Source organism: Pseudomonas sp. GW821-FHT03C07 (assembly GCF_059420925.1).
In genome coordinates this window covers 490571-513264 of the sequence record NZ_JBWKUQ010000001.1, presented here as the reverse complement: position 1 = coordinate 513264, position 22694 = coordinate 490571, and the positions used below count along the sequence as shown (strand labels likewise).

At 61.3% G+C, this 22694-nt stretch carries 22 protein-coding genes and 1 pseudogene; 19 read left to right on the top strand and 4 right to left on the bottom strand.

Annotation, left to right across the window (positions count from 1 at the left end):
• Window positions 1-4: 4 nt before the first annotated feature.
• Together xylF and xylA are read right to left on the bottom strand one after the other, a co-directional pair.
• On the bottom strand, window positions 5-1006 hold the full coding sequence (xylF, locus tag AC07VG_RS02185; protein ID WP_495000402.1) for a D-xylose ABC transporter substrate-binding protein: 1002 nt from the start codon (window positions 1004-1006) through the stop codon (window positions 5-7).
• A gap of 141 nt (window positions 1007-1147) precedes the next feature.
• On the bottom strand, window positions 1148-2464 hold the full coding sequence (gene xylA / locus AC07VG_RS02180; RefSeq protein ID WP_495000403.1) for a xylose isomerase: 1317 nt from the start codon (window positions 2462-2464) through the stop codon (window positions 1148-1150).
• A 169-nt stretch (window positions 2465-2633) separates the two neighbouring features.
• Between xylA and AC07VG_RS02175 the strand changes: the two genes are divergently transcribed.
• Both AC07VG_RS02175 and AC07VG_RS02170 read left to right on the top strand, forming a co-directional pair.
• Window positions 2634-3821 carry a XylR family transcriptional regulator gene (locus tag AC07VG_RS02175; protein WP_495000404.1) on the top strand — a complete coding sequence of 396 codons (1188 nt, stop codon included), beginning with the start codon at window positions 2634-2636 and terminating at the stop codon, window positions 3819-3821.
• A gap of 154 nt (window positions 3822-3975) precedes the next feature.
• Window positions 3976-4524 (top strand): cupin domain-containing protein, encoded by a 549-nt coding sequence (locus AC07VG_RS02170; RefSeq protein ID WP_495000405.1) that lies wholly within the window; start codon window positions 3976-3978, stop codon window positions 4522-4524.
• Here AC07VG_RS02170 and pobA read toward each other — a convergent pair.
• A complete protein-coding gene (pobA, locus tag AC07VG_RS02165) occupies window positions 4496-5710 on the bottom strand; it encodes a 4-hydroxybenzoate 3-monooxygenase (protein ID WP_495000406.1) in 1215 nt (404 codons plus the stop codon). The genes AC07VG_RS02170 and pobA overlap by 29 nt on opposite strands.
• A gap of 153 nt (window positions 5711-5863) precedes the next feature.
• Between pobA and AC07VG_RS02160 the strand changes: the two genes are divergently transcribed.
• The 7 genes from AC07VG_RS02160 to pcaC all read left to right on the top strand — a co-directional run bounded on the left by AC07VG_RS02160 (window position 5864) and on the right by pcaC (window position 12377).
• The gene (locus AC07VG_RS02160; RefSeq protein ID WP_495000407.1) at window positions 5864-6733 is read left to right on the top strand and encodes a helix-turn-helix domain-containing protein; all 870 of its coding nucleotides are present in this window, start codon (window positions 5864-5866) and stop codon (window positions 6731-6733) included.
• 37 nt (window positions 6734-6770) lie between these two features.
• A complete protein-coding gene (gene pcaQ / locus AC07VG_RS02155; RefSeq protein ID WP_495000408.1) occupies window positions 6771-7700 on the top strand; it encodes a pca operon transcription factor PcaQ in 930 nt (309 codons plus the stop codon).
• A 115-nt stretch (window positions 7701-7815) separates the two neighbouring features.
• A complete protein-coding gene (pcaH, locus tag AC07VG_RS02150; RefSeq protein ID WP_495000409.1) occupies window positions 7816-8535 on the top strand; it encodes a protocatechuate 3,4-dioxygenase subunit beta in 720 nt (239 codons plus the stop codon).
• Between the two features lie 12 nt (window positions 8536-8547).
• A complete protein-coding gene (gene pcaG, locus AC07VG_RS02145) occupies window positions 8548-9150 on the top strand; it encodes a protocatechuate 3,4-dioxygenase subunit alpha (protein WP_495000410.1) in 603 nt (200 codons plus the stop codon).
• Between the two features lie 75 nt (window positions 9151-9225).
• Window positions 9226-10575 carry a 4-hydroxybenzoate transporter PcaK gene (pcaK, locus tag AC07VG_RS02140; RefSeq protein ID WP_495000411.1) on the top strand — a complete coding sequence of 450 codons (1350 nt, stop codon included), beginning with the start codon at window positions 9226-9228 and terminating at the stop codon, window positions 10573-10575.
• Window positions 10576-10614: 39 nt separating this feature from the next.
• Window positions 10615-11976 (top strand): 3-carboxy-cis,cis-muconate cycloisomerase, encoded by a 1362-nt coding sequence (locus tag AC07VG_RS02135; protein ID WP_495020372.1) that lies wholly within the window; start codon window positions 10615-10617, stop codon window positions 11974-11976.
• 14 nt (window positions 11977-11990) lie between these two features.
• Window positions 11991-12377 (top strand): 4-carboxymuconolactone decarboxylase, encoded by a 387-nt coding sequence (pcaC, locus tag AC07VG_RS02130; RefSeq protein ID WP_495000413.1) that lies wholly within the window; start codon window positions 11991-11993, stop codon window positions 12375-12377.
• A gap of 89 nt (window positions 12378-12466) precedes the next feature.
• Here the strand turns inward: pcaC and AC07VG_RS02125 are convergent, their stop codons facing one another.
• Complete coding sequence (locus AC07VG_RS02125; protein WP_495000414.1) at window positions 12467-12955, bottom strand: MarR family winged helix-turn-helix transcriptional regulator; 489 nt, start codon at window positions 12953-12955, stop codon at window positions 12467-12469.
• A 212-nt stretch (window positions 12956-13167) separates the two neighbouring features.
• Between AC07VG_RS02125 and AC07VG_RS02120 the strand changes: the two genes are divergently transcribed.
• The 10 genes and pseudogenes from AC07VG_RS02120 (at window position 13168) to AC07VG_RS02075 (ending at window position 22681) form a co-directional block, all read left to right on the top strand.
• Window positions 13168-13998: a p-hydroxycinnamoyl CoA hydratase/lyase gene (locus tag AC07VG_RS02120; protein WP_248796427.1), complete on the top strand. Its 831-nt coding sequence runs from the start codon at window positions 13168-13170 to the stop codon at window positions 13996-13998.
• 234 nt (window positions 13999-14232) lie between these two features.
• A pseudogene (locus tag AC07VG_RS02115) lies at window positions 14233-14445 on the top strand (aldehyde dehydrogenase family protein); the annotation flags it as partial.
• Between the two features lie 123 nt (window positions 14446-14568).
• Entirely contained in the window at window positions 14569-16452 is a 1884-nt protein-coding gene (locus AC07VG_RS02110; protein ID WP_495000415.1) for a feruloyl-CoA synthase, read from the top strand.
• A complete protein-coding gene (locus AC07VG_RS02105) occupies window positions 16449-17015 on the top strand; it encodes a thiolase family protein (protein WP_495000416.1) in 567 nt (188 codons plus the stop codon). The genes AC07VG_RS02110 and AC07VG_RS02105 overlap by 4 nt, the downstream gene beginning before the upstream one ends.
• A gap of 94 nt (window positions 17016-17109) precedes the next feature.
• Window positions 17110-17820 carry a GntR family transcriptional regulator gene (locus AC07VG_RS02100; protein WP_495000417.1) on the top strand — a complete coding sequence of 237 codons (711 nt, stop codon included), beginning with the start codon at window positions 17110-17112 and terminating at the stop codon, window positions 17818-17820.
• A gap of 164 nt (window positions 17821-17984) precedes the next feature.
• A complete protein-coding gene (locus AC07VG_RS02095; RefSeq protein WP_495000418.1) occupies window positions 17985-19004 on the top strand; it encodes a LacI family DNA-binding transcriptional regulator in 1020 nt (339 codons plus the stop codon).
• A complete protein-coding gene (locus AC07VG_RS02090) occupies window positions 18988-19992 on the top strand; it encodes an ABC transporter substrate-binding protein (protein ID WP_495000419.1) in 1005 nt (334 codons plus the stop codon). Before AC07VG_RS02095 ends, AC07VG_RS02090 begins: the two co-directional genes overlap by 17 nt.
• 12 nt (window positions 19993-20004) lie before the next feature.
• The gene (locus tag AC07VG_RS02085) at window positions 20005-20862 is read left to right on the top strand and encodes an ABC transporter permease (RefSeq protein ID WP_495020463.1); all 858 of its coding nucleotides are present in this window, start codon (window positions 20005-20007) and stop codon (window positions 20860-20862) included.
• Window positions 20859-21653: an ABC transporter permease gene (locus tag AC07VG_RS02080; protein ID WP_495000420.1), complete on the top strand. Its 795-nt coding sequence runs from the start codon at window positions 20859-20861 to the stop codon at window positions 21651-21653. Before AC07VG_RS02085 ends, AC07VG_RS02080 begins: the two co-directional genes overlap by 4 nt.
• A complete protein-coding gene (locus tag AC07VG_RS02075; protein ID WP_495000421.1) occupies window positions 21650-22681 on the top strand; it encodes an ABC transporter ATP-binding protein in 1032 nt (343 codons plus the stop codon). Before AC07VG_RS02080 ends, AC07VG_RS02075 begins: the two co-directional genes overlap by 4 nt.
• Window positions 22682-22694 lie beyond the last annotated feature (13 nt).

Here is a 22694-nt window from a genome sequence, read left to right as displayed (position 1 = left end):
TGGGTCACTGTCCGGCAATCTGCGCCTTGGTATAAAACCCGTCCTTTTCCAGCAGGTCGATGTTGTCCTTGGTCAACGGGGTCGGGGTGAGGAGGATGGTGTCGACTTTTTTGCTGCCGTTGTCGTATTGCGAGCTGTAGGTGGGTTTCTCGTTACGCGCCAGTTGCACCGAGAGCTTGGCGGCTTGCGAAGCGATCAGTTTCAGCGGCTTGTAGACGGTCATGGTCTGGGTGCCCTCGATCACCCGCTTGACCGCTGCCAGGTCTGCGTCCTGACCCGAGATCGGTACCTTTCCGGCCATTTGCTGCGCGGCCAGTGCCTGGATCGCGCCCCCGGCGGTGGCGTCGTTGGAGGCGACGATGCCATCGATTTTGTTGTTGTTCCGGGTCAGGGCATTTTCAACAATGCTCAGGGCTTCGGTGGCGTTCCATTCCTTCACCCACTGCTGGCCGACAATCTTGACGTCACCCTTGTCGATGGCCGGTTGCAGCACTTTCATTTGACCTTCGCGCAGGACCTTGGCGTTGTTGTCCGTGGGGGCGCCACCGAGCAGGAAATAGTTGCCCTTGGGGGCCGCTTTCAACACGCCGCTGGCCTGCATCTCGCCGACCTTTTCGTTATCGAAGGAAATGTAGGCGTCTATATCGGCGTTGAGGATCAGTCGGTCATAGGACACCACCTTGATCCCGGCCTTCTTGGCTTCGGCGACGGCGTTGGTCAGCACGGTGGCGTTGAATGGCACGATGACGATCACATCGACGCCACGGGAAATGAGGTTTTCAATCTGCGAAATCTGCTTCTGCTCGTTGGCATCGGCCGATTGTACGAAGACTTTGGCGTCCATTTTTTCCGCCGCCGCGACGAAGTAATCACGGTCTCGTGACCAGCGTTCCAGACGCAGATCATCGATGGAGAAGCCGATCTTCGGGTGGGCGGCATCGGCCATGACCGGTAGCGAGAGCAGGGCAAGAGCGCTGGCGAGCAGCGTGCGTTTTAGTGTGTTCATGATGGTGCGTCCTTTTATTGTTGTTTGAAAGACACTGCCTGACGATGAATAAGCTGCCGGTGGAACTGTAGAGCGTCGCCGGACGCCGCGAGCATGGATTTGTCGCGAGAATGTCACAACGCCGCCAAGGTTTACCTGCTGTCAGGGGTAGATAAACCGATTCACCAGGCCTTCGAGCATCTCCTGCCGACCGCTGACCGCCCGCGGATTCAGTTCGTTGGCGAAGGCATGTTCGGCCAGCGATCCGAGGCTGAAGTCACCCGCCAGCAGCGCCTGCCCGAACGGCTGCCGCCAGCCGGCGTAGCGTTGATCCTTGAATGGCTGGAGTGGGTCGTTCTGCAGCATGGCCGCCGCGCGCTCCAGAGCCAGGGCGAGAACATCCATGGCGGCGACATGGCCGTGGAACAGATCAACCTCGTCCAGACTCTGGCGACGGACTTTGGAGTCGAAGTTGAACCCGCCATGGGTGAACCCACCGGCCTTGAGGATTTCGTAGGTGGCCAGGGTCATCTCCTCGACGCTGTTGGGGAACTGGTCGGTGTCCCAGCCGTTCTGCGGATCGCCGCGATTGGCGTCGATGCTGCCGAAGATCCCCAACGAGACCGCCGTGGCGATCTCGTGATGGAAGCTGTGCCCGGCCAGGGTCGCGTGGTTGGCCTCGATATTGACCTTGATCTCGTTTTCCAGGCCGAACTGATGCAGGAAACCGAAGACCGTGGCGCTGTCGTAATCATATTGGTGCTTGGTCGGTTCCTGGGGCTTGGGTTCGATCAGCAGGTCACCTTTGAAACCGATCTTGTGCTTGTGCTCGACCACCATGCGCATGAAGCGGCCCAATTGTTCGCGCTCGCGTTTCAGATCGGTATTGAGCAGAGTTTCGTAACCTTCACGGCCGCCCCAGAGGACGTAGTTGGCCCCTTTGAGGCGTTGGGTCGCGTTCATGGCGCTGAAGACCTGGGCGGCGGCGCAGGCGAACACTTCCGGGTCCGGGTTGCTGGCGGCGCCCGCGGCAAAGCGTGGGTGGCTGAAACAGTTGGCGGTCCCCCACAGCAGCTTGATCCCGGTTTGCTCCTGATGGCGCTCCAGGTGGTCGATCATCTGCGCGAAGTGGTTGCGGTACTCTTTCAACGAGTTGCCTTCCGGGGCGACATCCGTGTCGTGGAAGCTGTAGTAGTCGATGCCCAGTTTGGAGAAGAACTCGAAGGCCGCTTCGGCCTTGCCGATGGCCAGCTCCATCGGATCCCCGGCGTGCTGCCAGGGGCGCTTGAAGGTGCCGACACCGAACATATCGGCCCCCGGCCAGACAAAGGTGTGCCAGTAGCAGGCCGCCATGCGCAGGTGCTCACGCATGGGTTTGCCGAGGATGAGCTTGTTGGCGTCGTAATGTCGGAAAGCAAGGGGCGAGTCGCTGGTGGGACCTTCGTAGCGAATCTTGTCGACAGCGGGGAAGAAAGGCATGGGCAATTTCCTTGTTGTTCTTGGCTGTGTCCCGATACTAGCAACGGCCTTGTGGCTGCTGATTATGAAAATGACCAACACGCAGTTCGATTTTGCGTATTGAGATTCGTCGTTCCGGCGCCTAGTCTGTGTTGATCGCCTCTGTGTTTACCGGCTCAGTGTAAAAATAATGAAGAGCGTCCCGCCCGTTCACCGCATTGCGCTGTTGTTCAACGGCGGCAAGATCTACGATCGCGGCATCATCAGTGGCATCGGTAACTACCTGAGCAGCACGCGCGCGTCCTGGGACTTGTTTCTTGAAGAGGATTTTCTCTGTCGGTTGAAGGGGATCGAGCGCTGGCAGGGTGATGGGATCATTGCCGACTTCGACGACCCGCTGATCGGCGAGGCGCTGGCCGCGATCAAGTTGCCGGTAGTGGCGGTGGGCGGGTCCTATCAGGACGAGCGCGCCTATCCGAAAGGCATTCCCTATGTTGCTACTGACAATCATGCGTTGATGAAGTTGGCGTACGAGCACCTGATCGAGGCCGGGTTGACGCGGTTTGCCTGCTTCAGCCTGCCTGAAGCTCAGGCCAATCGCTGGGCGCAGGAGCGGGAAAAAGCCTTTCGCCGGCTGCTGCGGCGCGATGGCTTGCACGCCGAGGTCTATCGCGGCATGGGCACCAGCGCGCCGCTCTGGGACAGCGCCGTCGAACAGCAGATTGCCTGGTTGCAAAGCCTGCCCAAACCCATCGGCATCATCGCTGTCAGTGACGCCCGCGCCCGGCAGTTGCTGCAAGCCTGCCTGACCGCCGGGATCGCCGTGCCGGAGCAGGTGGCGTTGATCGGCATCGACAACGACCCGCTGACTCGCAGCCTGACCAGGGTGCCGCTGAGTTCAGTGGTTCAAGGCACTGAAACCATGGGCTGGACCGCCGCGCGCCTGCTCCACCAGATGCTCCACGGTATGCCGTCCACGGGCACGCAGATACTGATAGCCCCTGATGCGATCAATGTGCAGGCCTCGAGTCTGCATCAACCGTTGGGCGATCCCTACGTCATGCAAGCATTGCTGTTCATCCGCCAATACGCCTGCCAGGGCATCAAGACCGCGCAGGTGGCGGGGTATGTGGGGGTGTCGCGCTCATCGCTGGAATCACACTTTCGCAAGGTGCGCGGCTGCAGCGTGCACGACGAGATCCTGCGCTTCAAACTGGCAGCGGCGGCCAACGGACTGGAAAACACCGATTCGGCGATTGCCGACATCGCCCAGAATTGCGGTTTCAAATCGGCTCAATACCTGCACACCGTGTTTCGTCGTGAGTTCGGTTGTACGCCTCGCGAGTATCAGCAGGGCGCCAACGCCGCAATTTATTGAGCGAATACTCAAGACAGGCAGGACCCCGTATTCGGCATGGGCACCCTTGCTCAAACATGATCTAATCAGCTGACACATTTGAGGGCGCGGAAACTTTTTCGTACGGCACCTGCTGGCCATCCCTCGCAATCCTCAGGTTCTAAATAGGGCTGTCATGGATACGGGTTCACGACTCAAGCTTGTGCGAGAAAGTTACAAAATATCCCAGCGGGAGCTGGCCAGGCGCAGCGGTCTGGCCAATGGAACGATTTCGTTGATCGAATTGAACCGCGTCAGCCCCTCTGTCAGTTCGTTGAAAAAACTCCTCGAAGGGTTTCCCATGACCCTGGCGGACTTCTTCTCTTTCGATCAGCCGGTGAAGGAGCAACGCTATATCTTTCGCGCCAATGAACAACCTGATTTGGGCCGTGATGGACTGAGGCTGCTGCTGGTCGGCGCCCCGGTATCTGGCCGGCAAATGCGAATGTTGCGCGAGCAGTACGCTCCCGGGGCTGGTTCAGGTGCAGAACCGATCGTGCATGCCGAAGGCGAGGAGTGCGGGTTGGTCACCCGCGGCACTATCGAGTTGACTGTGGACGGCCAGATCAGCGTGCTGACGGCGGGGGACGGGTATTACTTCCCGACGACGCTGCCCCATAGCTTTCGCAACATCGGCCAGGATGAAGCCGAGATCGTCAGCGCGAACACGCCGGCGAACTTTTGATCGCCTCGATGGCTTCATACGGCAGCCCGACATAGTTTTCCGCAATCGTCTTGCGTCCGGCGGCCGAGCCTGTGAAGTAATCGAGTTCGCTCTTCTGGAGACGCTGGCTGAAAGTGTCGGTCCCGGGAAAACGGTGGAGGATCGAGGTCATCCACCAGGAGAAACGCTCGGCTTTCCAGACCCGGCGCAGGCAGATTGACGAGTACCGTTCCAGCAGGTCGGTACGCCCTTCGCGATAAACCTTGAGCAGGATGCGGTACAGCGTGCTGACATCGCTCGCCGCCAGGTTCAGGCCTTTGGCGCCGGTGGGTGGCACGATATGGGCCGCATCGCCGAGCAGGAACAGGCGACCATATTGCATGGGCTCGACGACAAAACTGCGCAAGGGGGCGATGCTCTTTTCAATCGAGGGCCCGGTGACCAGTTGCGCGGCGATAGTGGCCGGCAAGCGGCACTTGAGCTCTTCCCAGAAACGTTCGTCCGACCAGTCCTCGACCTTTTCCTCTGCACCCACTTGCAGGTAATAACGGGTCCGTGTCGGCGAGCGCATGCTGCACAGGGCGAAGCCACGCTCATGGTTGGAGTAGATCAGCTCATGGTTGACCGGCGGGGTGTCGGCCAGAATCCCCAACCAGCCAAAGGGATAAACCCGTTCAAAAGTCTTCAGCGTCTCTGGCGGTATCGATTGTCGGGAGACACCGTGAAAGCCGTCACAGCCGGCAATGTAGTCGCAGTCCAGGCGGACGGTCTCGCCGTGATGCTCGAAGGTCACGTAAGGACTGTCGCTTTGCATGCCGTGGGGCTGCACATTTTCGGCGTCATAAAAGGTCATGGCACCCACGGTGGCGCGGGCCTCCATCAAGTCACGGGTGACTTCGGTCTGGCCGTAGACCATGACCGTTCTACCGTCGGTCAGTGCCTTGAGGTCGATGCGTTCACAGCGTCCGTCGAAGGCCAGTTCGAAGCCTTCGTGCACCAGGCCTTCGGCGTCCATGCGCTCGCTGACACCGGCTTCGCGCAACAACTCGACCAGGCCTTGTTCCAGTACACCGGCGCGAATGCGCGAGAGGATGTATTCGGGGTTCTTGCGTTCGACGATGATGTTGTCGATGCCCGCGCGATGCAGCAGTTGACCGAGCAAAAGGCCGGACGGGCCGCAGCCGATGATAGCGACTTGGGTTTTCATGGGGAGTGTCCTGTTGGGTGCCGTTGAAGCCGTGAGGCCTTACCGGGCACTGTTGTTTTTGTCTCCTGTATTTTTAGTGGCTAAAGCGTGGATATGAAGGCAATATCCGACGCATTCCATGGACTTTCCGTGGATCGTCGCAAGGGGCGGGAGATGTCGAAATCATTGGCTATGCCTGTTCCGGTGTTCAAACTCTATGGCGAGACCCGCGCCTGGCCGACGCCCGACCTGATTCATTGCGAGTCGATCCCCGAGCGTAGCCAACTGCACGGCTGGGAAATAAAACCCCATCGACACAGCGACCTGGTGCAGCTTCTGTATGTGCAGGCGGGACGGGCGACGCTGCAAGTCGAAGACGAGATCCAGCACATTGATTCGCCCTCGTTGCAAGTCGTGCCGGCGTTGAGCGTGCACACCTTCAAGTTCTCCCTGGATATTCAAGGCCACGTGCTCAGTCTGGCGCAGCCCTTGGCCGAACAGCTCGGCGCTTCGCTCAACAGTCCGGTGTTGACCACGGCGGCCTGTTACCTGATCGGCTCCGCGCATCCGTATCTGGACACGCTGTTTTCAGCCATCACTCGGGAATACAGCCAACATCAGCCCGGCCGTGATCCGATGCTGCAATCGTTGATCACGGTGCTGTCCATCTGGCTCAGTCGCCGTAGTCTGGAACGCTCGCCGCCGGACGCGCTGCCGCTTGAGCGTGGTCGCGAGCATTTACAGCTGTTCACCCGGACATTGGAACTGCGCTTTCGCGAGCATCTGCCCATCGAGCACTATGCGGCGACGCTGGGGATCAGCACGGCGCACCTCAATGCCCTGTGCCGACGCCTCTGTGGGCAATCGGCCTTGCAGATGATCAACCAGCGACTGCTGCTGGAAGCCAAGCGCGATCTGGTCTACACCGCCATGACCATCAACCAGGTGTCGGACCGCCTGGGTTTTTCCGAACCGGCCTACTTCTCGCGCTTTTTCAAGCGCGGCACGGGGCAGTCACCGAAACAATTCCGGATCCAGCGTTAGCGGATGCCAGACTAGACCCCGAAGGCAGCGAACTGCGGTGAATATCGATACCCGAATCAAATTTCGTCATCTGGTGTGCTTTCTCGAGGTGGCGCGTCAGGGCAGCCTGGCGCGTGCCGCAGACAAACTGGCGATCAGCCAGCCGGCACTCTCCAAGACCCTCAAGGAGCTGGAAACCTTGCTGGCCGCCAGCTTGTTCGTGCGCAGCAAAAGCGGCGCGGCGCTGACCGAGGCCGGGGTAGCCTTTCTGCGTTACGCCGGCCCCAGCGTCCAGGCGCTGCGTGAAGGGGTCAATAGCCTGCGTTCCGGCGAGCACGAGCCGATCAGCGCGAGACTCGGTGTGCTGTCGACCGTGGAAAGCGTACTGGTGCCCGAGGTTGTCTGCCGTTTGCACGCCCGGCATCCCGCATTGGTGGTCAGTGTGGTCACCGGGCCGAGTGCGTACCTGTTGTCGCAACTGCGGGTGGGAGAGCTGGATCTGGTGGTCGGACGCATGACGGACAGCCCGCAGATCCTCGGGCTGGCGTTCGAGCATCTGTATAGCGAATCCATGACCCTGGTGGTGCGCAGCGGCCATCCGCTGTTGGCCGATCCACTGGCGCATAAAAACCTCGAAGACTATCCGTTGGTATTGCCGCTGGCAGGGACGACGATTCGCCAGTTCGCCGACAGCCTGTTTGTGCAGCACGGCATCAGTCCCCCGCGCCAGCGCCTGGAAACTCTGTCATTGACCCTGAGCCGGCGTTACGTGCAATGCAGCCAGGCAATCTGGGTCGCGCCTTTCGATGCGGTCAGGCAGGACCTGGGGCGAGGGGAGTTGGTGGAGCTGGAGTTGGGCATTCGCGAACCGGGTGGCTCGGTGGGACTGTGCAGCAATCCGGCGCTGCCGATGCCGCTGGCGGCGCAATGGTGTGTGGAGGTGCTGCGCGAGGTGGGACAGGCATACCGCGAGGGTCGTTATCCATAACCATTTGGATATGGATAGGGTCGGTTTTTTCAGTTTTGCAGGGCGCTCTATCCGGGGAGACTGAGGTACAGACTGCTAGCCATGCAGCTTTACCTCTAACAATAAGGAGACCGGTATGTCTGATGCGGACAACAGCCGCTTCGTCATTCGTGACCGCAATTGGCACCCCAAAGCCCTGACGCCTGACTACAAGACCTCGATCCTGCGCTCCCCGCGCCAGGCCCTGGTGAGCATTCCCCAATCTCTGTCTGAAACCAGCGGCCCGGATTTTTCCCACCTGAAGAGGGGGCGGCACGATAACGATCTGCTGCTGAACTTCAACCAGGGCGGCCTGCCCATCGGCGAGCGCATCATCGTTGCCGGGCGGGTCTGTGACCAGTACGGCAAGCCGATCCCGCATACCCTGGTGGAAATGTGGCAAGCCAATGCCGGTGGTCGCTACCGGCACAAGAAAGACAGCTATCTGGCACCCATCGACCCGAATTTCGGCGGCGTCGGCCGGGCCTTGACCGACCGTGACGGCAACTACAGTTTCCGCACGGTCAAACCCGGCCCGTACCCGTGGCGCAATGGTCCCAACGACTGGCGTCCGGCGCATATCCACTTCTCCATCAGTGGCCCGTCGATTGCCACGCGCTTGATCACCCAGCTGTATTTCGAAGGCGACCCGCTTATCCCGATGTGCCCGATCGTCAAGTCGATCGCCAATCCGGACGCGGTGCAGAGCCTGATTGCCCGGCTCGATATGAGCCTGGCCAATCCCATGGATTGCCTGGCTTATCGCTTTGACATCGTTCTGCGCGGCCAGCGCAAGACCCACTTCGAAAACTGCTGAGGAGGCACGCCCATGCCCGTTCAACTTTTGCCTGAAACCCCTTCGCAAACCGCCGGTCCTTACGTGCATATCGGCCTGGCGCTGGAGGCGGCGGGCAATCCGCCCCGCGAGCAGGAAATCTGGAACGAAATGGCCAAACCCGGGGCGCCGGGCGAGCATATCGTGCTGATGGGGCACGTCTACGACGGCAATGGCCATTTGATTCGCGACTCGTTCCTGGAGTTCTGGCAGGCCAACCACGAAGGCGTCTACGACAGCGACTACGATCTGGAAAAGCCCTTCAACAGCTTTGGCCGGACCGCGACCACGGATGTCGGCGAGTGGACGCTGAAAACCATCAAGCCCGGCACGCTGAACAACGCCGCGGGTGTGCCCATGGCGGCCCATATCAATGTTTCGCTGTTTGCCCGGGGCATCAATATCCACTTGCAGACCCGCCTGTACTTCGACGACGAGGCCCAGGCCAATGCACTCGATCCGGTATTGAATCTGATCGAACAGCCGCAACGCCGTGAAACCCTGATTGCCCGGCGCTGCACGGTCGACGGCAAGCTGGCCTATCGTTTTGACATTCATGTCCAGGGTGATGCGGAAACGGTGTTCTTCGACTTCTGAGGTCGCGGTGTGCGTGCTGTGGTATGGCGTTTGCCGAGGCAAGCGACCCGATAATAATAAGAAGGAAATGTCTGTATGTCGTTATTAGCCCCTGTGCCTGTGATGGGCACGCTTGATGTTCAGGTGTTGATCAATACCAAGCCACTGTCCCGCTATCAATGGCGGGTGGTGCTGCTGTGTTTTCTGATCGTATTTCTCGACGGCCTGGACACGGCGGCGATGGGTTTTATCGCTCCTGCCTTGAGCCAGGACTGGGGCATCGATCGCGCCAGTCTGGGCCCGGTCATGAGCGCGGCACTGATCGGCATGGTCTTCGGCGCCCTGGGTTCCGGCCCCTTGGCCGACCGTTTCGGGCGCAAGGTGGTGCTGGTGGTGGCGGTGTTTCTGTTTGGCGTGTTCAGTCTGCTCTCAGCCTACAGCAGCAATATCGATCAATTGCTGGCCTTGCGCTTGCTGACCGGCCTGGGCCTTGGGGCAGCGATGCCCAATGCCACCACGCTGCTGTCCGAATACACCCCGGAACGCCTGAAGTCGTTGCTGGTAACCAGCATGTTCTGCGGCTTCAATCTGGGCATGGCCTGCGGCGGGTTCGTGTCGGCGAAGTTGATCCCGCTACTGGGTTGGCACAGCCTGCTGATGCTCGGCGGGATTTTGCCCCTGGTACTGGCCGTGGTGCTGTTGTTCCGGTTGCCGGAGTCGGCTCGCTTTCTGGTGGTGCGCAATCGCGGCGTGGAGCGGATTCGCCAGGTGCTGGCACCGATCGCGCCGCTGGACGTCGCGGCGGCCACCGGCTTCAGCGTGCCGGAACAGGCGGTGGTGCGGAGCCGCAACGTGTTGAAGGTGATTTTCTCCGCTAGCTATAGCGCTGGGACCTTGTTGCTGTGGCTGACCTATTTCATGGGTCTGGTAATCGTCTACCTGCTGACCAGCTGGTTGCCGACCCTGATGCGTGACAGCGGCGCAAGCATGGAGCAATCGGCCTTTATCGGTGCGCTGTTTCAGTTTGGCGGTGTGCTCAGCGCGGTGGGCGTGGGTTGGGCGATGGACAAATTCAATCCGCACAAGGTCATCGGCATTGCCTACCTGTTGGCTGGCGTATTCGCCTGGCTGGTGGGACAGAGCCTGGGCCATGTCGGTGTATTGGCCGCCTTGGTGCTGTTGGCCGGCATGTGCATCAACGGCGCGCAATCGGCGATGCCCTCGCTGGCCGCGCGCTTCTACCCCACCCAGGGCCGTGCCACTGGCGTGTCGTGGATGCTCGGCATTGGTCGTTTCGGCGCGATTCTTGGGGCCTGGGCCGGGGCGACATTATTGGGCCTGGGCTGGAACTTCGAGCAGGTGTTGACCGCCCTGGTGGTACCGGCGGCGTTGGCGACCCTCGCGGTGCTGATCAAAGGACTGGTCAGCCATGCGGATGCTACCTGAAAGCCCCTCACTGATTTTCATGAATCCTGGAGCTGTGGTTTGAACAGACCGACGAATCAACTTTTCGATGCCTATTTCACCCAGCCGGCGATGCGGGCCATTTTTTCCGATCAAGGCCGGCTGCAAGGCATGCTCGATTTCGAAGCCGCCCTGGCGCGCGCCGAAGCCAGTGTAGGGCTGATTCCCCAGGAGGTGGTTGGCGATATCGAAGCCGCCTGTCGCGCGCCATTGTTCGACGTTGATGAGTTGGCCGTCGCCGTCGGCAATGCCGGTAATTCGGCAATTCCGTTGGTCAAGGCGCTGGGTAAAAAGCTTGCCGTGGCTAACCCAACCGCTGAACGCTACGTGCATATGGGCGCCACCAGTCAGGACGTGATGGACAGTGGCCTGATACTGCAACTGCGTTCAGCCATCGAGCTGTTGGAGCGCGATCTGGCGCGTTTGGCCGATGCGCTCGCCGAGCAGGCCACGCGCTACGCGAACACGCCGCTGGCCGGGCGCACCTGGCTGCAACAAGCGACTCCCGTGACCTTGGGCATGAAAGTCGCCAGTTGGCTGGGCGCTGTCACGCGTCATCGCCAGCGCCTCGTTGAAATCAAACCACGTTTGCTGTGCCTGCAATTCGGTGGCGCCTCCGGCAGCCTGGCTGCCCTGGGCGAGCAGGCTTTCGCGGTGGCCGAAGCCCTGGCGGGTGAATTGAATCTGCACTTACCCGAGCAGCCTTGGCACACCCAGCGTGATCGGCTGGTGGAGTTCGCCAGCCTGCTGGGCATGATCGCTGGCAGCTTGGGTAAAGTCGGGCGCGATCTCAGTTTGCTGATGCAGACGGAAGCGGGCGAGGTCTTCGAGCCGGCCGCGCCCGGCAAGGGCGGTTCCTCGACCATGCCGCACAAGCGCAACCCGGTCGGCGCGGCGGTCATGATCGGCGCGGCAACCCGGGCGCCCGGCCTGGTGGCGACGATGTTCAGCGCAATGCCGCAAGAACATGAGCGCAGCCTCGGCCTCTGGCATGCCGAATGGGAAACCTTGCCGGAGCTCTGTTGCCTGGTGTCCGGCGCGCTGCAGCAGGCCTTGCAGGTGGTACCCGGGTTGGAAGTCGACGCCGGACGCATGTTGCAAAACCTGGAGCTGAGCAAGGGGCTGGTGCTGGCGGAGGCCGTTAGCATCGCCTTGTCCCAGCGTATCGGCCGTGATGCGGCGCACCATCTGATTGAACAATGCTGCCGCCGTGCGGTAGAGCAGGGCGAACACCTGCGACAGGTGCTCGGTGCCGAACCGCACGTGACCGCGCAACTGTCCGCCGAGACGCTGGATCGTCTGCTGGATCCGGCCCATTACCTGGGGCAGTCACAGCGCTGGGTCCAGCGTGCGGTGGCCGAACATCATGCCTTCAAACCTTAGACAAGGACCCTGCAATGGACGAACAACAACGTTATGACGCCGGCATGAAAGTACGCCGCGAAGTGCTCGGCGATGCCCATGTGGATCGCAGTCTTGAAAAACTGACCCCGTTCAATGGCGAGTTCCAGGAGATGATTACCCGGCATGCCTGGGGCGATATCTGGACCCGTCCCGGGCTGCCACGGCACACCCGCAGCCTGATCACCATCGCCATGCTGATCGGCATGAACCGCGAGGGGGAATTGCGCCTGCACTTGCGCGCCGCGAAAAACAATGGTGTGAGCCGCGACGAGATCAAGGAAGTGTTGATGCAGAGCGCGATCTATTGCGGCATTCCCGCGGCCAATGCCACCTTCCATCTGGCTGAGGCGGTTTGGGAGGAGATGGATGCGCAGTCATAAACCGGGTTTGCACCTTGAGTCAGTAAACTCGGCCTGACCTTCAGTGGACCGCTGCTGGAAGCCCCGCGCGGGTGCGGCGGCGTCCGCGGCTACTGCTGATAGACCTTCTTCAGCAGCCTGAGCAGTTCTTCGCGTTCCTGACTGTCGAGGGCGGAGGTGGAATCCAGATCGCTCTCGGCGGCGATCTGTTTCAGCTCCTTGAGCAGGGTCTCGCCGGTCTTGCTGAGAAAAATCCCATAGGAACGCTTGTCCGGCTTGCAGCGCACCCGCACCGCCAGCGCTCGGCTTTCCAGTTTGTTCAGCAGTGGTACCACCTGGGGCGGCTCGATGGCCAATGCCTTGGCCAGGTCGGCCTGCATCAGCCCGGGACTCTGGTCGATGATCGCCAGGGCCGAGAACTGCGCCGGCCGTAAGTCGTGGGTCGAGAGCCGTTCAATCAGATTCTGGAACAACTTCAACTGCGCCCGGCGCATGGCGTAACCGATCAGGTCGTCCAGGGCGGCATCCAGTGGCGCCTGGGTTTCGGCGTTGTCGGCAGGGGGCTCGGGGGCGACGGCAATCTTGGAAGACTTGGCCATTGCAGGATGGATCCTCAGGCTGGCGGTTAAGAAGACTATCTAGTTTGCCGTGATTGATCGGGGATAGCCATGTTCTCTTGCGAAATCCCATACGTAACAAGGAATCCAGGGGCTACTTGAGCTAAGTTAATTTTGTTAATGGTTAATTGACATAACTAATTTTCGGGTTTAGTTTCTACTCATCTTCAGGCCCAGAACAAGAGAGCCCCGCCATGAGCAATTACGAAGGTCGCTGGACAACCGTCAAGGTCGAAATCGAGGAAGGCATTGCCTGGGTGATTCTCAATCGCCCTGAAAAACGCAATGCCATGAGTCCGACCCTGAACCGGGAAATGATCGATGTGCTGGAAACCCTGGAGCAGGATCCTGCCGCCGGCGTGCTGGTGCTGACCGGTGCCGGTGAGGCCTGGACCGCCGGCATGGATCTCAAGGAGTACTTTCGCGAAGTGGACGCCGGCCCGGAGATCCTTCAGGAAAAAATCCGCCGCGAAGCCTCGCAATGGCAATGGAAGCTGCTGCGCATGTACACCAAACCGACCATTGCGATGGTCAATGGCTGGTGCTTCGGTGGTGGCTTCAGCCCGTTGGTGGCTTGCGACCTGGCGATCTGCGCCGACGAAGCGACCTTCGGTCTTTCGGAAATCAACTGGGGTATCCCACCGGGCAACCTGGTGAGCAAAGCCATGGCCGATACGGTGGGGCATCGCCAGTCGCTGTACTACATCATGACCGGCAAGACCTTTGGCGGACAGAAAGCCGCCGAGATGGGGCTGGTCAACGAAAGTGTACCGCTGGCGCAACTGCGTGAAGTCACCGTGGCGCTGGCGCGCAACCTGCTGGAGAAAAACCCGGTGGTCCTGCGCGCCGCCAAGCATGGCTTTAAACGCTGCCGCGAACTGACCTGGGAGCAGAACGAGGATTACCTGTACGCCAAGCTCGATCAGTCGCGCTTGCTGGACACCGAAGGCGGTCGCGAGCAGGGCATGAAGCAGTTTCTCGACGACAAGAGCATCAAGCCCGGCCTGCAGGCGTATAAACGCTGAAACACGTGACGTACAGCCGGCGCATCCGGCTGTACACCGTGCTCATACCGCTTGAACGTATTCCCGATAAAGACAATAAAGAGGAATCACCATGCTGGACGTGCCCCTGCTGATCGGCGGCCAGTCGTGCCCCGCTCGAGACGGACGAACCTTTGAACGACGTCATCCGGTGACCGGCGCAGTCGTGTCGCGAGTTGCCGCCGCCACCCTGGAAGATGCCGATGCCGCCGTGGCCGTGACACCCGCCGTGCCCTGGCCTTGGCCCAGCGGGTCGAATCGGGCATCTGTCATATCAACGGCCCGACCGTTCACGACGAGGCGCAGATGCCCTTCGGCGGGGTCAAGTCCAGCGGCTATGGCAGTTTTGGCGGCAAGGCGGCCATCGAGCAGTTCACCCAATTGCGCTGGGTGACCTTGCAGAGTGGGCCGCGGTACTACCCGATCTGAGCACCTGTCGCCGCCTGCGTGCAGGGCGGACATAACAATAACAAGACTGCAGTCACCGGCTGCCATACCACGGTGGAGTGCTTCCCCGAGCACCGCTGGCATGCCTTGATGGAGGACAAGCACGTGAGTTCCGAATTCAGATCACCACCCCAGGCCGAGGCCAATGCGCCGCTGTATCGCCAAGTGTCCATCGGTCATCCCGCGGTCGAGGTCCGCGAAGAGCAGGGCATCCTGTCCATGCGCTCCCTCGAACCCCTGGCCGAGTTGCCTGCTCGCTTGCTCGATCGCCTGGTGCATTGGGCCGAGGTTCGCCCGCAACAGACCTTTGTCGCGGCGCGCCAGGACGGCGGTGACTGGCGGCGGGTGAGTTACGCCGAGATGCTGGCCAGTGTCCGTGCCATTGCCCAGGGCTTGTTGCCTTATGGTCTTTCGGCCGAGCGCCCGCTGGCGATCCTCTCGGGCAACGATATCGAACATTTGCAGATTGCCCTGGGCGCCATGTACGCCGGCATTCCCTACTGCCCGATCTCTGCGGCCTATTCGTTGTTGTCCCAGGATTTCGCCAAGCTGCGGCATGTCTGCCATCTGTTGCAGCCGGGGCTTGTGTTCGTCAGTGACGTCACGGCTTTCCAGCGGGCGATCGAGGCGGTGTTGCCGCTCGATACGCCGTTGATCAGCGTGCGAGGCGATATCAAGGGACGTCCGCAGACACGCTTTGCCAGCCTGTTGCAACAATCTGGCGCGGCCGAAGCCGACGCCGCGTTTGCCGCCACCGGGCCCGACAGCATCGCCAAGTTTCTGTTTACCTCAGGGTCCACCAAGCTGCCCAAGGCGGTGGTGACCACCCAGCGCATGCTCTGCGCCAATCAGCAGATGCTGTTGCAGACCTTCCCGGTGTTCGGCGAAGAACCGCCGGTGCTGGTGGACTGGCTGCCGTGGAATCACACCTTCGGCGGTAGCCACAACGTAGGCATCGTGTTGTACAACGGCGGGACCTTTTACCTGGACGACGGCAAGCCCACCGTCCAGGGGTTTGCCGAAACATTGCGCAACCTCAAGGACGTGTCGCCCACCGCCTACCTGACCGTGCCCAAGGGCTGGGAGGAACTGGTCAGCGCCCTGGAGCAGGACGCTGAGTTGCGTGAACGTTTCTTCTCCCGCATGAAGCTGTTCTTTTTCGCCGCCGCCGGATTGTCCCAGCGGGTCTGGGACCGTCTGGACCGGGTTGCCGAAGCGCACTGTGGCGAACGTATTCGCATGATGGCCGGGCTCGGCATGACCGAGGCGGCGCCGTCCTGCACCTTCACCACCGGGCCGTTGTCCATGGCCGGTTACATCGGTTTGCCGGCCCCGGGTTGTGAAGTGCGTTTGGTGCCGGTGGATGGCAAGCTGGAGGGGCGTTTTCGCGGGCCGCACATCATGCCGGGTTACTGGCGCGCGCCGCAGCAGACCGCCGAAGTCTTCGACGCGCAGGGTTTCTACTGTTCCGGCGATGCCCTCAAGCTCGCGGATCCGCGGAACCCACAACTGGGGCTGATGTTCGACGGGCGGATTGCCGAGGACTTCAAGTTGTCCTCTGGGGTCTTTGTCAGCGTCGGCCCCTTGCGCAATCGCGCGGTGCTCGAAGGTTCGCCCTATGTCCAGGACCTGGTGGTGGCCGCGCCGGATCGCGAGTGCCTGGGGGCGCTGGTCTTTCCCCGCTTGTATGAATGTCGACGTCTGGCCGGTTTGAGTCCGGACGCCAGCGACATCGAGGTCCTGGCCAGCGTGCCTGTGCGCCTGTGGTTCAACGACTGGTTGCAACGGCTCAACCGCGACGCCAGCGGTAATGCCAGCCGCCTGGAGTGGATCGCGCTGCTCGATCAGCCTGCCTCCATAGACCGTGGTGAAATCACCGACAAGGGCTCGATCAATCAGCGTGCGGTGTTGCAGTGGCGCGCCGACAAGGTCGAAGCGCTGTATCGCGGCGAAGAGCCTTCCATCCTGCGTGCCGGGCCTCAACCGTGAACAGCGTGGGACAGTATTCGAGCTTTCGCGATGTGGCGGTTTTCGACGCTCTGCGCACGCCTTGGGTCGATCTCGGCGGGGCATTGGCCGAGGTCTCGCCGATCGACCTGGGGATCAAGGTCGGGCGCGAGGTGCTGGCTCGCGCCGCCATCGATCCGGCAGCAGTCGACAGCGTGCTCGCCGGCTCCATGGCCCAGGCCAGTTTCGATGCCTATCTGCTGCCCCGCCATATCGGCCTTTACAGTGGCGTGCCGCAAGGGATCCCGGCGCTGGCGATCCAGTTGCTGCTGCAGCGCAGCGGGCTGGCCCTGGCCGACATCGGCTTGCTGGAAATCAACGAAGCGCAGGCGGCCCAGGTGCTGGGACTGGACGGCGACCGGCTCAATCGGCGCGGTGGTTCGATTGCCTTGGGTCATCCCTTGGCTGCCAGTGGTTTGCGCCTGGTGCTGAGCCTGGCCAGGCAGTTGCGTGAGGGCAATCTGCGTTATGGCATCGCGGCTGCGTGTGTCGGCGGCGGGCAGGGCATGGCCTTGTTGATCGAAAATCCCGTGTATCCAGGCTGAAGCAGGGCGTCGTTGGCCGATCGGCAAAGAGCGCCCTGCAGTCAGCGCAAACCTTGCGTTACTATGGCGACCCACCTTTCTGGAAGTCGCCTGGATGAGTAAGCCCGGTCAAACGGTGCTGGTCGCGCTGCGCAAGATGATCGCCTCTGGCGAATTGGCGGCTGGCGAACGGCTGATGGAGAACCCCACGGCGGAGCTTTTCGGCGTCTCGCGGATGCCGGTGCGCATGGCGTTCCGTACGCTGGAGCAGGAAGGCTTGCTGGTGCGTTTTGGCGGGCGCGGGTTTCAGGTGCGTTGCGTCAACCCCGATGATATTGCCGGTGCGGTCGAAGTGCGCGGTGTCCTCGAAGGCCTGGCGGCGCGCCAGACCGCCGAGCGCGGACTGTCGGACGAAGCCCGGACGACCCTTGAGCAGTGCCTGGCGCAAGGTGATCAGTTGTTCGACAAGGGCTATGTGACCATTGAGGACCTTGAGCTCTATCACGACCTCAATATGCGTTTTCACCAGGTGATCGTCGAAGGCAGCCACAACCCGGCCATCGCCGACGCCCTGGCGCGCAACGATCACTTGCCGTTCGCCTCGGTAACCGCCTTGGCGGTGGATCGGCATGACATGCTTCGCGAATATCGGCGCTTCAACTACGCCCATATGCAGCACCATGCGGTGTTCGATGCGTTGGTCAACCGCCAGGGCGCGCGTGCCGAAGCCATCATGCGCGAGCACGCCAACGCCACGTTGCGCTACGCCGAGATCTTCGGCTCGGCGGCAGCCGACGAGCGGATGAAGGTCATTCTGCGCTCGTAATTCCAGTTTTGCCGGCTCCACTGATAGCAACCTGAGCTTTGGCCTCGGACTGAGTCGAGGTAGGCGAGGGAAGTCTGACATCGAATTGTCATCTCTTGATCGCGGGAACGCCATGTTCCTTGAGTAATGTCATCGCCAATGAGATCGATCTCAAACGAGCGAACATGACTGATTTGAAAGAGGTAGCACGGCTGGCTGGTGTTTCGCGGGCAACCGCGGCGCGAGCCTTTTCCTCCCCTGAAGTGGTACGCCCGAGCACTCGCGAACAAGTATTCGCCGCCGCGCGGCAATTGGGTTTTCGGCCCAATCGTCTCGGCCGCCAACTACGTCTGCAAACCACCAGACTGATTGGGGTCGTGGTTCCCAATCTGCTCAACCCGGTGTTCGCCGAGCAATTCCAGGCGATGGAACGCGCTGCGCGCTTACGCGGTTACAACCTGTTGCTGGCAACGACTGGCTACAGCAGCGAACGTGAAAGCGCGGTGGTCGAGGAACTGTTGCGTCAGCGCGTCGATGGTCTGGTCCTGACGGTCACGGATGCTGATCGGAGCCGGGTGCTGAAAAGCCTTGTCAGCGAAGACACACCTTTTGTCCTGGCCTATCACCAGCCCGATCATCCTGACTACAGCAGCGTGTCGGTGGACAACCGCGCAGGCATGGCGCTTGCCACCCGTTATCTGCTGGACGCGGGGCATGGGCGGATCGGCATGGTCGCAGGCCCCGCCATGCAGTCCGACCGCGCTCGCCTGCGTTACTCCGGTTATTGCGATGCGATGCGTGAGGCCGGCCTCGACCGCCTGCCGGTGATCGAAATGCCCGCCCATACCCAGGCTGACTTCGCCGCTATCGAGCCGTTTCTACACGGTCCGCAAGCGCTCAGTGCGCTGGTCTGTTCCAACGATTTGCTGGCAATCAGCCTGATTGCCGAACTGCGGCGCAACGGCTGGCACGTACCCCGGCAGCTGTCGGTCATTGGTTTTGACGGCATCGCCCTGGGTACCCAGATGCACCCGACACTGTGCAGCGTCGTTCAACCCATCGCGACGCTGGCGTATACCGTGATCGATCAGTTGCTGGCGCAGATCGCAGGCGCCGCCGCGGTTTCCCATTGCCTGAGTTGCCATATCCGGCCGGGCGAAAGCACTCGACCCTACGAGGAGACACTTGATGATCCGCTTCAATAAAACCCTGGCGGCATTGCTGCTCTGTGGCGCGGTCAGCCTGGCCCAGGCCGCTGAAACGGCCATTTGCTACAACTGCCCACCGGAGTGGGCGGACTGGGCCACGCAGCTCAAGGCGATTGCCGATACCACTGGCGTGCAGGTCCCTCTGGACAACAAGAACTCAGGCCAGGCATTGGCGCAGCTGGTCGCCGAACAAGCCGCACCGGTGGCTGACGTGGTGTATTACGGCGTCACCTTCGGTTTGCAGGCGCAAAGGGCCGGTGTGGTCGACACCTATAAACCCAAGGGTTGGGAGCAGATTCCCGCTGGTTTGAAAGACCCGGAAGGTCACTGGTTTGCGATTCACTCCGGCACGTTGGGCATCATGGTCAACGTCGATGCATTGGGTGGCTTGCCGGTGCCGCAAGGCTGGAACGATCTGCTCAAACCGGAATACAAAGGCATGGTCGGCTACCTCGACCCGTCCAGTGCTTTTGTCGGTTATGTCTCCGCGGTGGCCATCAACCAGGCCATGGGCGGTAGCCTGGAAAACTTTGCTCCGGCGATCGATTACTTCCAGAAACTGGCGAAAAACGCCCCCATCGTGCCCAAGCAGACGGCTTATGCCCGGGTACTGTCCGGCGAGTTGCCGATTCTGGTCGATTACGACTTCAATGCCTATCGGGCGCGCTACAAGGACCACGCCAACGTCGCGTTCGTGATTCCCAAGGAAGGCAGCATCAGCGTGCCTTATGTGATGAGCATGGCAGGCAATGCCCCGCATCGGGCCAATGCCGAGAAGGTCCTGGATTTCGTCCTGTCCGATCAAGGCCAGGCACTGTGGGCCAAGGCGTACCTGCGGCCGGTGCGGGCGACCCAGATAGAGGCGGATGTCGCCGCGCAGTTCCTGCCGGACAGCGATTACGCCCGGGCCGGCGTGGTCAACTATGAACAGATGGCAGCGGTGCAGGAAGCCTTCTCCGCGCGTTATCTGAAAGAGGTCAAGTAAGTGAAGGCCTCGATAGGAATCACGCCGGACGTTCAGTCGAGGCCGGCCATTGTGCCGCGCTTGCGGCCGACCGCTGCCTGGGCGTTGGCGCCAGCCGCAGCGCTGCTGGCAGCGTTCTGGTTATTGCCGCTGGCCCACCTCATTGTGCTGGGTGGGCAAAGTCGCGACGGCCGCGACAGCGGCTATTGGCAGGTGCTGGGTAGCGCGCAATACCTGGGCAGCCTGGCGCAAACCTGCATGCTGGCCCTCTTGGTGACTCTTGCGGCGCTGTTGGTGGGCGGCATCAGTGGCGTGTTTCTCACTCGCCAGCGCTTCTTCGGCCGTTCGGCACTGGTCGCCTTGTTGACCTTTCCGCTGGCGTTTCCCGGCGTGGTGGTCGGCTTCCTGGTGATCATGCTGGGCGGTCGCCAGGGGTTGTTCGCCACCCTTGGCCTTGAGCTGGCGGGTGAGCGCTGGATTTTTGCCTACTCGCTGACGGGATTGTTTGTCGGCTACCTGTACTTCTCGATTCCGCGGGTAATTCTCACAGTGATGGCGGCTTGTGAAAGCCTGGATCGCAGCCTGGAAGAAGCCGCCCATTCACTGGGGGCGGGTCATTGGCGAGTGGTCTGCGACGTCATCGTGCCCGGTCTGGCGCCGGCATTGGTCTCGTGTGGCGCGATCTGCTTTGCCACCTCCATGGGCGCGTTCGGCACGGCCTTCACCCTGGGTACTCGGCTGAACGTGACTCCGGTGGCGATCTATAACCTGTTCACCAATTACGCCAATTTCGCCGTGGCCGCGGCGCTGTCGGTGGTGCTGGGCGTGGTGACCTGGACTGTGCTGTTGCTGACCCGGCGGTTGGTCAAAGAATCGAGGGCGGTCCTGTGAAGCGCTCAACGCTGTTTGTCGGGCAATTGGTTTTCACAATGCTGGTTTGCGCCTTCATGCTGGTGCCCGTGCTGATGTCGCTGCTGGCCGGGTTGACCCGTAATTATTTCCAGGGAATATCCAGCGGTCTGACATTCGATTGGCTGGTGCAAGTCTGGCAGGCCTACTCGCCGACCGTCTGGCTCTCCCTGCAACTGGCGCTAGCCTGTGCGCTATGTGTCTGTGTGGTTGGCGTGCCGGCGGCTTATGCGTTGGTCCGGATGAACAATCGCTTCAGCCGCGCGTTCGAGGAACTGATGGTGCTGCCGGTCGCCATGCCCGGTCTGGCCAGCGCGCTGGCATTGTTGCTGACCTATGGCCAATTTGGCGGGTTTCGCAGCAGTTGGCTGTTCATTCTGGTCGGCCATGTGCTGTTTACCCTGCCGTTTCTGGTGCGTCCGGTGATGGCGGTGATGCAGCGCCAGCATCTGCCGGTCCTCGAGGAGGCGGCGGCCAGCCTGGGCGCCGGGCCGATCCGGCGGTTCTTCAGTGTGGTGCTGCCCAACTGCCGGGCGGGGGTTCTCGCCGGCGTGTTGATGGTGATCACCCTGTCGTTGGGTGAGTTCAACCTGACCTGGATGCTCCACACGCCGATGACCAAGACATTGCCGGTGGGTCTGGCCGACAGCTATGCCTCGGCCAGGCTGGAAGTCGCCAGTGCCTACACCCTCATATTTTTGCTGATGATCGTACCGCTGCTTATTGCGTTGCAGGCCATCGGCGCGCGTCTCTCCCGTGGAGAAAATCGATGAGCGGAACCACCATTCGCCTACAGGGGTGCCGCAAGGCATTCGCTGACGGCACAGTCGCCGTGCATGACCTGGACCTGAGCATCGAGGCTGGAGAAACCCTGGCGGTTCTCGGCCCGTCCGGCTGCGGTAAAACCACCACCCTGCGGCTGATTGCCGGTCTGGAACGTCCGGATGTGGGGCAGATATTTTTTGGCGACAACGATGTCACGCAGCTGCCGATCGAGCGCCGCAATGTGGGCATGGTCTTCCAGAACTACGCCTTGTTTCCGAATCTGGATGTGGCCGGCAACATCATCTACGGCCTGAAGATTCGCGGCATGTCGCCCTGCGAACGCAACAAGCGTTGCGCGGAGCTGCTGGAGTTGGTCGGCCTGCATGACCATGGCAAACGTAGCATTCACGAGTTGTCCGGCGGTCAGCGCCAGCGGGTCGCCCTGGCCCGCGCCCTGGCCCCGCGGCCGCGGCTGTTGCTACTCGACGAACCCTTGGCGGCGCTGGATGCGCAGTTGCGTGAGCGCTTGCGCAGCGAGTTGGATCAGCTGTTGCGCAGCCTGGGAATCACCGCCGTGTTCGTCACCCACGACCAGGGAGAAGCCATGGCGCTGGGGAATCGCATTCTGGTGATGGAGCAGGGCCGCGTCGCGCAATTGGCCAGTCCGCGGGAAATCTATCAGCAGCCGGCCAACGCTTTCGTCGCCAGTTTCGTGGGCAACCTCAATGCCTTTTCGGTGATCGAAGGCTCCCCCCATGGCTTGAAAGTCAGCGGCGGCGAATTGCCCTGGGATGGCCGCGATCTACCCACGACGGTGTATTGCCGCCCCGAACATTTGCGGGTGATGGACTGCCAGGGGCAACTACGCGGACGTCTTGTCGGCCAGTTTTTCCAAGGGGCCCAAAGCCGTCTGTTGGTGGATGTCGGCGCTCCCCAGCCGTTGTTGGTGGACAGCACCGATGGCGTGATTTACGGGGCCGGCGCGATGATCGCCTTGACCATCGAACCACAGGTGTTGTTCACCCTGCATTCGTGATGCCGCTGTTTTC

Coding starts and splice junctions, on each gene's coding strand:
- xylF (WP_495000402.1), bottom strand. CDS start 1,006: ATGAACACACTAAAACGCACGCTGCTCGCCAGCGCTCTTGCCCTGCTC.
- xylA (WP_495000403.1), bottom strand. CDS start 2,464: ATGCCTTTCTTCCCCGCTGTCGACAAGATTCGCTACGAAGGTCCCACC.
- AC07VG_RS02175 (WP_495000404.1), top strand. CDS start 2,634: ATGAAGAGCGTCCCGCCCGTTCACCGCATTGCGCTGTTGTTCAACGGC.
- AC07VG_RS02170 (WP_495000405.1), top strand. CDS start 3,976: ATGGATACGGGTTCACGACTCAAGCTTGTGCGAGAAAGTTACAAAATA.
- pobA (WP_495000406.1), bottom strand. CDS start 5,710: ATGAAAACCCAAGTCGCTATCATCGGCTGCGGCCCGTCCGGCCTTTTG.
- AC07VG_RS02160 (WP_495000407.1), top strand. CDS start 5,864: ATGTCGAAATCATTGGCTATGCCTGTTCCGGTGTTCAAACTCTATGGC.
- pcaH (WP_495000409.1), top strand. CDS start 7,816: ATGTCTGATGCGGACAACAGCCGCTTCGTCATTCGTGACCGCAATTGG.
- pcaG (WP_495000410.1), top strand. CDS start 8,548: ATGCCCGTTCAACTTTTGCCTGAAACCCCTTCGCAAACCGCCGGTCCT.
- pcaK (WP_495000411.1), top strand. CDS start 9,226: ATGTCGTTATTAGCCCCTGTGCCTGTGATGGGCACGCTTGATGTTCAG.
- pcaC (WP_495000413.1), top strand. CDS start 11,991: ATGGACGAACAACAACGTTATGACGCCGGCATGAAAGTACGCCGCGAA.
- AC07VG_RS02125 (WP_495000414.1), bottom strand. CDS start 12,955: ATGGCCAAGTCTTCCAAGATTGCCGTCGCCCCCGAGCCCCCTGCCGAC.
- AC07VG_RS02120 (WP_248796427.1), top strand. CDS start 13,168: ATGAGCAATTACGAAGGTCGCTGGACAACCGTCAAGGTCGAAATCGAG.
- AC07VG_RS02100 (WP_495000417.1), top strand. CDS start 17,110: ATGAGTAAGCCCGGTCAAACGGTGCTGGTCGCGCTGCGCAAGATGATC.
- AC07VG_RS02095 (WP_495000418.1), top strand. CDS start 17,985: ATGACTGATTTGAAAGAGGTAGCACGGCTGGCTGGTGTTTCGCGGGCA.
- AC07VG_RS02090 (WP_495000419.1), top strand. CDS start 18,988: ATGATCCGCTTCAATAAAACCCTGGCGGCATTGCTGCTCTGTGGCGCG.
- AC07VG_RS02075 (WP_495000421.1), top strand. CDS start 21,650: ATGAGCGGAACCACCATTCGCCTACAGGGGTGCCGCAAGGCATTCGCT.